Annotated in this window: 9 protein-coding genes and 1 other annotated feature; of the genes, 7 read left to right on the forward strand and 2 right to left on the reverse strand. The window is 49.5% G+C overall.

What is annotated here, in order from left to right:
- Window positions 1-66 precede the first annotated feature (66 nt).
- Entirely contained in the window at window positions 67-1,350 is a 1,284-nt protein-coding gene (locus tag ON064_RS15160) for a D-alanyl-D-alanine carboxypeptidase family protein (RefSeq protein ID WP_274625434.1), read from the forward strand.
- Between the two features lie 11 nt (window positions 1,351-1,361).
- Here the strand turns inward: ON064_RS15160 and pdxR are convergent, their stop codons facing one another.
- Entirely contained in the window at window positions 1,362-2,786 is a 1,425-nt protein-coding gene (gene pdxR / locus ON064_RS15165) for a MocR-like pyridoxine biosynthesis transcription factor PdxR (protein WP_274625435.1), read from the reverse strand.
- Window positions 2,787-2,890: 104 nt separating this feature from the next.
- Between pdxR and pdxS the strand changes: the two genes are divergently transcribed.
- From pdxS to ON064_RS15185, 4 genes are all read left to right on the forward strand, one after another.
- Window positions 2,891-3,775, forward strand: a complete 885-nt coding sequence (pdxS, locus tag ON064_RS15170) for a pyridoxal 5'-phosphate synthase lyase subunit PdxS (RefSeq protein ID WP_274625436.1) — start codon at window positions 2,891-2,893, stop codon at window positions 3,773-3,775.
- 2 nt (window positions 3,776-3,777) lie between these two features.
- The gene (pdxT, locus tag ON064_RS15175; protein WP_274625437.1) at window positions 3,778-4,383 is read left to right on the forward strand and encodes a pyridoxal 5'-phosphate synthase glutaminase subunit PdxT; all 606 of its coding nucleotides are present in this window, start codon (window positions 3,778-3,780) and stop codon (window positions 4,381-4,383) included.
- A gap of 11 nt (window positions 4,384-4,394) precedes the next feature.
- Window positions 4,395-4,599: a binding site (T-box leader), on the forward strand.
- A 66-nt stretch (window positions 4,600-4,665) separates the two neighbouring features.
- A complete protein-coding gene (gene serS, locus ON064_RS15180; RefSeq protein ID WP_274625438.1) occupies window positions 4,666-5,940 on the forward strand; it encodes a serine--tRNA ligase in 1,275 nt (424 codons plus the stop codon).
- An 84-nt stretch (window positions 5,941-6,024) separates the two neighbouring features.
- Window positions 6,025-6,882: an alpha/beta fold hydrolase gene (locus ON064_RS15185; RefSeq protein ID WP_274625439.1), complete on the forward strand. Its 858-nt coding sequence runs from the start codon at window positions 6,025-6,027 to the stop codon at window positions 6,880-6,882.
- Window positions 6,883-6,896: 14 nt separating this feature from the next.
- On the opposite strand, the gene tadA is transcribed toward ON064_RS15185, so the two are convergent.
- Window positions 6,897-7,388 (reverse strand): tRNA adenosine(34) deaminase TadA, encoded by a 492-nt coding sequence (gene tadA, locus ON064_RS15190; protein WP_274625440.1) that lies wholly within the window; start codon window positions 7,386-7,388, stop codon window positions 6,897-6,899.
- A gap of 163 nt (window positions 7,389-7,551) precedes the next feature.
- On the opposite strand from tadA, the gene ON064_RS15195 reads away from it, so the two are divergent.
- Window positions 7,552-8,190, forward strand: coding sequence for a deoxynucleoside kinase (locus ON064_RS15195; RefSeq protein WP_058382253.1), 639 nt, complete (start codon window positions 7,552-7,554; stop codon window positions 8,188-8,190).
- On the forward strand, window positions 8,187-8,861 hold the full coding sequence (locus ON064_RS15200) for a deoxynucleoside kinase (protein ID WP_274625441.1): 675 nt from the start codon (window positions 8,187-8,189) through the stop codon (window positions 8,859-8,861). Before ON064_RS15195 ends, ON064_RS15200 begins: the two co-directional genes overlap by 4 nt.
- Window positions 8,862-9,087: the final 226 nt, after the last annotated feature.

The raw sequence follows: 9,087 nt of genomic DNA on the forward strand, positions 1-9,087 counted from the left end.
TTTTCGTTTTGCTTCCAGAGAATATGCTAAAATAGCAGAAGGAATGAAACGATGGAGGACAATCGAGTGAAAAGTTTAGTGAAATGGGTTCAAGTATTAATGATAATGGCTGTAGTTCTCATGATCATGATGCCGAATCGCGTGCAGGCGGAAGAAACTGTTCCTGTATTGGCGGATGCAGCGATTGTAGTAGATGCAGAGACCGGACAGATTTTATACGGACAAAATGATAAAGCCGTGCTTGGTATCGCTTCTATGAGCAAAATGATGAGTGAATACCTTTTGTTTGAAGCGATCGAGGAAGGTGTCGTCAGTTGGGACGATGAGTATGAAGTGACGGATTATAGCCACCGGATTTCGCAGGATTTGCGCTTGAGCAATGTGCCACTGCGCCGGGATGGTTCCTATACAATGAAAGAGTTATATGAAGCAATGGCAATTTATTCGGCAAATGCAGCGACGATTGGCATTGCCGAAACGATTGCGGGTACTGAGAAAGAGTTCGTCCAGATGATGAATGACAAAGCGAGAGAGATGGGTATTGAAGACGCACACTTCGTCAATTCGACAGGGCTTAATAATTCATTTCTATTGGGCATGCATCCTGAAGGGACGGGAGAAGACGAGGAAAATACGATGTCGGCCCGTTCGGTTGCTATACTGACTAAAGCCTTGCTGGATGATTACCCGGAAATCCTGGATACTGCTAAAATTCCGGAATTGATGTTCCGCGAAGGCACACCTGACCAAATCCGCATGGTCAATTGGAATACCATGCTTCCAGGGATGGAATATGAATACGAAGGCATGGATGGATTGAAGACAGGGACCACGGATTTTGCGGGCCATTCTTTTGCAGGGACTGCCAAACGCGATGGGGTCCGGTTGATTGCGGTAGTGATGAAAGCGGTCGATGCAGAAGGGGAGGGTTCCTATGAGGCACGTTTTGACGCGACGCGTGCATTGTTGGATTACGGCTTTGGATTTCAAGAAACGGAGATCATGAAAGCCGGCCAGCAATTTATGGGGCAGGAGTCCCTTCCTGTCGCAAAAGGTGAAAAAGAGCAAGTCGCGATAGCGGTTAAAGAACCAGTCCATTTGTTGACCCCTTCCGCTAGCACGTACCAGACCGAGCTTGAATTAACAGAGAAAGCGCCCATAGAGGCGACTGTAGAAGAAGGCCAACTTGTGGGTAAGGTGAGGGTTTTAGATTCTGAAGGTAATGAAGTGGAATATTTGAAAGACGAAAAATCGGCTGCAGACGTAGAAGCGATAGAAACAGTGGAGCGAGCCAATTGGTTTGCGCTGTCTATGAAAGGCGCCGTGGATTTCATTAAAGGCCTATTTTAAGAAAAACCAGCTCATCCCTCAGGGAGTGAGCTGGTTTTTTGTATGTTCCAGCATTTCATCAATTGGCCGATGCCCTGCTGGATTTCGCTTTCATCTAAACCTCCAAAACCGAGAACGATTTTTGGTGAAGCTGATTTTTGCTTGAGTAGGTCGTAATTCTGCATCGCGAATACACGGATTCCTGCATCACTTGCCAAGGAAACTAAGTTTTGTTCCGTGCGTTCGGTATCGATGGTCAACACGACATGCATGCCAGCTTGCTCACCGGAAACAGTCACTAGTGGTTGATAAGGGACAAGTGCTTGTGTCAGACATTCAAGCTTCTTCCGGTACAGTTTGCGCATACGGTTTAAATGTCTGGAGAAATGGCCTTTTTGCATGAATGTCGCGACGATTTGTTGGTCGATGCGTGGCACGGTGGACGTGTAATGCAAAAAGGTCTTGCGGTAGGCGTTCAACAGCCTTGGCGGCAACACGAGATAGGCGATGCGCAATGATGGCATAATGGATTTCGAAAAGGTACTGATGTAGATGACCCGCCCGCCGACGTCCATGCTTTGCAGGGCAGGAATCGGCTGGCTCGTGTAGCGGAATTCGCTGTCATAATCGTCTTCGATGATATAGCGTTCGGGACTTGCGGCCGCCCAGTTCAATAGCTGTGCGCGGCGTGTAGCGCTTAAGATCGAGCCTGTCGGGAACTGGTGGGATGGGGTGACGTAGGCGATGTCGACGCCGGTTTTGTCGAGTTCCTGCACATCGATGCCGTCTTCATCGACTGCAATCGGGAAGGCCTGTCTGTCATCATGTTCGAAAATGCTATGGGTTAAGGCGTATCCAGGGTTTTCAAAGCCAAAGCTCAAATTTTTATCAAAGAGACGGATCAGCAATGGCATCAATTGTTCGGTCCCAGATCCGACGATAATTTGTTCGGGTTCGCACACTACACCGCGGGATTGGTATAAATAACGGGCGATTTCAGCGCGCAGCGACTCGTCTCCCTGCGGGTGACCAGCGAGCAGGAGTTCATGGTTTTCTTCATCGATTACTTCGCGTGCCGTTTTGCGCCATGTCGGAAATGGGAATGAACGGGTATCGATGCGCGCTGGGTTAAAGTCATATACATAAGTGGGTTTTGGTACATCGCGGATAGCTGTTTCTTCTTGAGGCAGATCCAAATAAGCCAGTTCTTCCACGGGCATCGTGAAAAATCCTTTTCGAGGGCGTGGTTCAATAAAACCTTCTGCGACTAATTGGGAATAGGCCAGTTCGACGGTCGTCTGGCTGATCTGCAGATAATCCGCCAGTTTGCGCTTGCTCGGAAGCTTGGTGTCGACCGCAATTTTACCCGCCGTGATGGCGGTACGGATTTCTCGATAAAGCTGCTTATATAGTGGTGTGGTTGATTGTTTTTGTAATTGGAACATGAGCATATCCATCGGGGTTCCTCCAACTGACCTTTTAAATTAACGTAAACTGAGTCTTTTTATATGGTCACAGTTTATTATACTGGAAACAACCAACAAAAGGGAGGAATTTTCAGATGAGTGAAAAAGGCACAGATCGAGTGAAGCGTGGCATGGCAGAAATGCAAAAAGGCGGTGTCATTATGGACGTGGTCAATGCAGAACAGGCGAAAATTGCAGAAGCGGCAGGGGCGACGGCTGTCATGGCGCTCGAGCGCGTCCCATCCGATATCCGCAAAGAAGGCGGCGTTGCCCGTATGGCGGACCCGCGCATCACGGAAGAAGTGATGAATGCTGTGTCGATTCCGGTCATGGCGAAAGCGCGTATCGGCCATATTACAGAAGCGCGCGTGCTAGAGGCGATGGGCGTCGACTATATCGACGAAAGCGAAGTACTGACACCGGCGGATGAGGAATTTCACTTGCTGAAAAATGATTATACGGTGCCGTTCGTCTGTGGCTGCCGCAATATCGGGGAAGCGGCACGGCGCATCGGAGAAGGGGCGTCAATGCTGCGTACGAAAGGCGAGCCGGGCACAGGGAATATCGTCGAAGCGGTGCGCCATTTGCGCCAAGTGAATGCCGAAGTGCGCAATATCGTTGCGATGGGCGAAGACGAATTGATGACAGCTGCGAGAGACTTAGGTGCATCTTATGAGTTTTTGAAAGAAGTGAAATTGCTCGGCCGTTTGCCGGTCGTCAACTTTGCAGCAGGGGGCATCGCGACACCAGCGGATGCGGCGCTCATGATGGAACTCGGTGCAGATGGCGTGTTTGTAGGATCCGGCATTTTCAAATCGGACCAGCCGGAGCGTTTTGCACGTGCCATCGTCGAAGCGACAGCTCATTATCAGGATTATGCGTTGATTGCGAAACTGTCGAAAGATCTTGGGCCGGCAATGAAAGGCTTGGAAATGGCGACAATCGGTGCGGCGGACCGCATGCAGGAAAGAGGCTGGTAACGATGAAAATCGGTGTATTGGCACTGCAAGGAGCGGTGCGTGAACATGTACTGGCGATTCAGGCATGCGGCGCGGAAGCTGTCGTGGTGAAAAATGACGGTCAATTGGCGGAACTCGATGGTTTGGTGTTGCCGGGCGGTGAAAGCACGGCGATGCGTCGTTTGATTGACCGTGCGGAGTTGATGGAACCATTAAGAGAATTTGCTGATTCTGGAAAGCCAATGTTCGGAACTTGTGCAGGGCTTGTATTATTGGCAAAAGAAATTGAAGGGCAGGAAGCTGCGCATCTCGGTGTCATGGACATGACCGTGGCGCGCAATTCTTTCGGCAGACAAGTGGATAGTTTTGAAGCGGATCTGGATATTGTGGGAATTGATGCACCGTTTCCGGCAGTATTTATCCGTGCGCCGCATATCGTGCGTGCTGGTGCGGATGTGGAAGTTTTGTGCGAATACGAGGGGCGCATTGTGTTGGCGCGGAGCGGGCCATTTCTTGGCTGTTCATTCCATCCGGAACTGACCGGTGACCATAGGCTGATGCAGCTGTTTTTGGACATGGTCGAAAACAGGGAACTCTTGCCAACCGAAGCGCACTATAGTAAAATATGAATAATTTCAAAGAAGAAACGTTGATGGGAATAGTAAAGCGCAGTTTTTCTGTAAGAGAGCCGGTGGTTGGTGCGAACCGGCGTCAAACGCGTTTGAATCCACCCCGGAGTTGCATGGCGATGAGCCAGTGCCGGTTTTAATGCCGTTATGTGATGAAGAGGATTGGCTTTTTGCCGATCAATCAGGGTGGCAACGCGGGTAGCTCTCGTCCCTTTACCAGGGGATGAGGGCTATTTTTGCGTTGTTTTTTCTTATTTGACGAATACTTAAGGAGGAATTTCTATGTTGGATATCCGTTTTGTACGGGAAAATTTTGACCAAGTGAAAACAAAGCTCGGAAAGCGTGGGGAAGATATTTCCGTACTCGATGATTTTCAAGGGCTCGACCAGAAGCGCCGGGAACTGATCGTCCAGACCGAGAAGCTGAAAGCGGAGCGTAACGAAGCGTCCCAGCAGATCGCTGTCATGAAGCGCAATAAGGAAAATGCAGATGAGGCGATCGCGAAAACGCGCGAAGTCGGCGACCAAATCAAAGCGATCGACGACGAACTGCGCGAAGTGGAAGAAAAGTTGGAGTATATCATGATGCGCGTGCCGAACATCCCGCACGACAGCGTGCCGTTCGGTGATTCCGAAGACGATAATGAAGAAATCCGTACATGGGGCGACAAGCCGGAGTTTGGCTTTGAAGCGAAGCCTCATTGGGACATCGCGACCGACTTGAATATCGTCGATTTCGAGCGCGCCGCGAAAGTGACGGGCAGCCGTTTTGTCTTCTATCGTGGGCTTGGCGCACGCCTTGAGCGTGCACTCATCAATTTCATGATGGACCTTCACCAGGAGGAGCATGGCTATGAGGAAATGCTGCCGCCATATATGGTCAACCGCGAAAGCTTGACGGGCACCGGGCAATTGCCGAAATTCGAGGAAGATGCGTTCTTGATCGAGAAGGAAGATTATTTCCTCATCCCGACTTCTGAAGTGCCGGTGACGAACTTCTACCGTGATGATATTTTAACGGCGGATATGCTGCCGCAAGCTTTCGCTTCTTACAGCGCGAATTTCCGCTCTGAAGCGGGTTCTGCAGGACGCGATACGCGTGGCTTGATCCGTCAGCATCAATTCAATAAAGTTGAGCTGGTGCGCTTTGTGAAACCGGAAGATTCTTATGACGAGCTTGAGAAACTGACGGGCCATGCAGAGAAAGTGTTGCAGCTGTTGGGCCTTCCATACCGCGTCTTGAAGATGTGCACGGCGGACCTTGGCTTTACTGCAGCGAAGAAATACGATATTGAAGTATGGATTCCGACGCAGGAGACGTACCGTGAAATTTCTTCTTGCTCAAACTTTGAAGATTTCCAGGCGCGCCGCGCGAACATCAAGTTCCGCCGCGAAGCGAAAGGCAAGCCAGAGTTTGTCCACACGCTGAACGGCAGCGGACTCGCTGTCGGGCGGACTGTGGCGGCATTGCTTGAGAACTACCAGCAGGAAGATGGCTCTGTTGCCATTCCTGAAGTCTTGCAACCTTATATGGGCGGAAAAACGACGATCCGCTGAACGAAAAGACCCGAATGGATTTCGGGTCTTTTTTTTTTTGCAGTAAACGGGTAAACAATAAGAAACGTGAAAGGAGCGGTTCAAATGCAAGAAGTGGAATTTCACTTGATTGAAACCAATGGCATTCGCCTGCATGCAGCGGTAGCAGGACCGGAAGATGGGGAACTTGTGGTATTGCTTCACGGATTTCCGGAATTTTCCTATGGCTTCCATCACCAAATGGAAGAATTGGCCGCCTCAGGTTATCGAGTCGTCGTACCGGATCAGCGCGGCTATCATTTGAGCGATAAGCCGGAACAAATAGAAGACTACACGATTAATAAGCTAAGCGATGATATTGCCGGTTTGATTGAAGCATTCGGGGAAACTTCGGCGATTGTGATCGGCCATGATTGGGGAGGGGCGGTCGCCTGGCATTTGGCAGCAGCCAAGCCGGAATACGTCAATAAGCTGATCGCCATCAATATTCCCCATCCGGCAGCCATGCCACGCGTATTTTTGAAAAACCCGCTGCAATGGCTGAAAAGTTCATACATGGCGTTTTTCCAGCTGCCGGAAGTGCCAGAGAAGCTGATGGCTGCAAACGATTTCGAATCGATGAAACAGGCGATGAAAGGGACCGCAAGGCCGGATGCATTTACAGAGCAAGAACTTGTCCGATACAAAGATGCGTGGAGCCAGCCAGGCGCTTTGACGGGCATGCTCAATTGGTACCGGGCGATCCGAAAGGGGAGTCTCATGCAAATGCCAAAAGCCCCGCTGCGTATGCCGGTGCGCATCATCTGGGGTCTCGGCGACCAGTTCCTGTCGCCGATGCTCGCAACTGAAAGCTTAAAGTTCTGTGAGAACGCCGAACTTGTCTGGGTCGGCGAGGCGACGCATTGGGTGCATCATGAGCAGCCGGAGATTGTGAATCGTTTGATCAAGGAATTTTTGGCATAGAAAAACGGAAAACCCTAGGCTTGGGTTTTCCGTTTATTTTTATTGCGTGCGCGCAAATCGCGGAAAAACTGGGTGAGCAGGCCGCCACACTCATCCGCCATGACGTTTTCCGTCACTTCGCATTGGTGGTTGAAGCGCTCGTCGTTCAGCAGACGGTACAGCGAATCGACGCAGCCTGCCTTGCTATCGCGCGCGCCGTAGACAATATGCGGGATGCGCGATTGCAGAATGGCGCCGGCGCACATCGGGCAAGGCTCTAACGTTACGTAAAGCTTTGTGTCTTCAAGTCGCCAATTGTCGAGTACTTCACAGGCTTGCTGGATGGCAAGCAATTCGGCGTGTGTCACCGCATTACGCGTCGTTTCGCGCAAATTGTGGGCACGCGCAATGACGCGGTCGCCTTGAATAATAACGGCGCCAATCGGTACCTCGCCTTTTTGGGCTGCTTTTTGGGCTTCTTCAATCGCCAGCCCCATAAAATAATGGTCTTTTTCCATTCCGTTCATGATTCATCGCTCCTCGACTTTCAGTGTATCATCTTTTCATCCTGACAAAGCACTACAAAGCCATGCACAATTTGGAACGCCATTTGGCTCTACTTTTACTTTTGGAGATATGGTAAAATAAATGGCATTGCATTTTACTTGAATCGAAGAAGGGGGACTTCTTGTGCCGGTGCCATTTATCACCGTAGAAGGTCCGATCGGAGTGGGGAAAACCTCGCTGACGAAAGCACTTTCGGAGCAACACCAGTTTCAACTGCTGAAGGAAATCGTGGATGAAAATCCGTTTTTGAATAAATTTTACGAAGATATCGAGGAATGGAGCTTCCAGACGGAAATGTTCTTCCTGTGCAATCGCTATAAGCAATTGAGCGATATCCAAAAAAAATTCATCTCCAACCAGGAGCCGGTCGTGGCGGATTATCATATCTTCAAAAACTTGATCTTTGCCAAACGGACGCTGCCTGAAGAAGAATATGCCAAATACGAAGCGATCTATAAAATCCTGACGGCCGATATGCCGAAGCCGAACATGGTCATTTATTTGCACGCGAGCCTGGATACCTTGATGAAGCGCATTAAATTGCGCGGCCGTGAATTCGAACAGATGATCACGCCTGATTACATGGAGCAATTGTCTGCAGACTACCATGAATTCATCGAACGTTTCGAGCGCGAGCATCCAGAAATCCCCGTGCTGCGCTTTAACGGAGACGAACTTGATTTTGTGCAAAACCGTTCCGACCTCGAAGTGATTCTCACTCATGTGGAAGGCACGCTTGAAAAAAGGAGCTTATCAATATGAATGAAAATTTACGAGACAAGTACGGCATCCCAAAAGATGCCGTCATCACTATCGCCGGAACGGTCGGCGTCGGCAAGTCGACAATGACCAAAGCACTTGCGGATTCACTGCAATTCCGTACATCTTTTGAAAACGTAGACGGTAACCCGTATCTTGATTTGTTTTACGACGATTTCGAGAAATGGAGCTTCCATCTGCAAATCTATTTCCTGGCAGAGCGTTTTAAAGAGCAAAAGCGGATGTTCGAATACGGCGGCGGCTTTATCCAAGACCGCTCCATTTACGAAGACACCGGCATTTTCGCGAAAATGCATCAGGAAAAAGGCACGATGAATGAAGTCGATTATGAGACTTATACCAACTTATTCGATGCGATGGTCATGACGCCCTATTTCCCGCATCCGGATTTATTGATTTATCTCGAAGGATCGATTGAAGATATCCTCGGGCGCATTCAAGAACGTGGCCGTGCGATGGAACAGCAGACGCCTGTTGAATATTGGCTGGAAATGCACGAACGCTACGAACGCTGGATCGACTCCTTCAACGCTTGTCCTGTGCTGCGCCTCAATATCAACGACTACGATTTAATGAACGACCCAGATTGTTCAGAGCAAATTGTTGAACGCATCGGAAAGTTCATGCAGCAGACCGCTGTGTTGAAACGCTAAAAAAGCGGAGACAATTGTCTCCGCCTTTTTTATTTCCCAGGGAATAAGGACAACAAAAAAACTCACAGAATTGATCTGTGAGTTTTTTATAATATTCAGACACATGATTTTTAAGAAAAATTCGTTACCGGAGCAACGAATCAATCTCTATCTACATGCGCGTAGTATTCAAAAATGGAGGAGGAAGAGGGATTCGAACCCCCGCGGGATTTGACTCCCCTGTCGG

Origin of the sequence: Planococcus sp. A6, assembly GCF_028823615.1 — a bacterium.
Lineage (GTDB): Bacteria > Bacillota > Bacilli > Bacillales_A > Planococcaceae > Planococcus.